The sequence below is a fragment of the Pantoea sp. ME81 genome (assembly GCF_903970985.1).
GTDB lineage: Bacteria > Pseudomonadota > Gammaproteobacteria > Enterobacterales > Enterobacteriaceae > Pantoea > Pantoea communis.
This window is the reverse complement of sequence record NZ_CAJCKS010000363.1, coordinates 1-1,026: the sequence shown is the minus strand read 5'-3', so window position 1 is coordinate 1,026 and position 1,026 is coordinate 1. Positions and strand designations below refer to the sequence as shown.

Below are 1,026 nucleotides of genomic sequence, written 5' to 3'. Positions count from 1 at the left end.
CCTCTCTTAAAGGGCAGCCTGATTTGACTGAGTGATTACCTGACAGGCATTCGCCCTTAAAGCCGCCCCTTCAGTTTTAGCTCGGATTCGATTGTCGTATCGCGGGCAGTTGTATGCCGGCTTGCGCCCCACACTTCATCATATTCATAGCCAGTGAGATCTTTAATCACCACACGCGTTTCAGCATCGCAACCTCTTGCCGTGCCACCCAGTTTGCGGCGCGCCACCTCTTTGATTAGCAACTTATGGCTACGCTGCGTCAGTTTGAATTTAAAGGTCAGCCAGAAGCTCGCCGCCAGCAGTGCCGTGGTGACAAACACCATCAACCCGACAATCGCATGGATGGCGCTCTCCGGTTGCGCGCCGTTGCCTTTCACAAAACCACTCTCCTGCAGCACGATGCCAATCATGAAAATGGCGATGGCCACCGAGCTTTTGCGCGTCAACACCATCACCCCGGCAAAAATCCCTTCACGCCGTTTACAGGTGACCATCTCATCAATATCGGGAATGAAGCTGTAAATGTTCCACGGGATGTAAAATAGCCCGGCCCGCACGATGCCCAAAAACAGAAAGACTGCACTGAACAGCAGCGTGGGCACCTGCCATTGCCACAGATACACGGCAAACAGGAACAGGAAGATAGCGACGATACTCAGGTAGGACATCCGCAGCGCGTTGGAGGGCGTCATATTAAAACGGCCAAGCAGCATCATGAAAATGAAAGTGCCGGGAATCGACATAAACATCATGTTACTTAGCAGCAGTGAAGCCAGTGAGGCATCCTGCTTCAGGCCGTAGATCACGAAATAGGTGAACACCGCCAGAAAGGCATCCATCGCGGTGAAGGAGCAGATATAAATCAGCAGATGCTGACGAAAGGCTTTGATTTTGAACGACGATGCCAAATCGACAAACAGATACTTTAGGTGGGCCTTCAGGCTCCCCTGGCGCGCCGAATGTTGCGCCACATCCTCTTCCGGCTGAATATCTTTGGCTTCCCAGGTGCTCAACCAGGTAATAAAC

The 1,026-nt window shown here is 52.1% G+C and carries 1 protein-coding gene; it reads right to left on the bottom strand.

Features of this window, described 5'->3' with window-relative positions; translation table 11 throughout:
* Positions 1-56: 56 nt before the first annotated feature.
* A partial coding sequence (locus H7A81_RS27365; RefSeq protein WP_182059350.1) for an MFS transporter occupies positions 57-1,026 on the bottom strand: 970 nt, incomplete at its 5' end.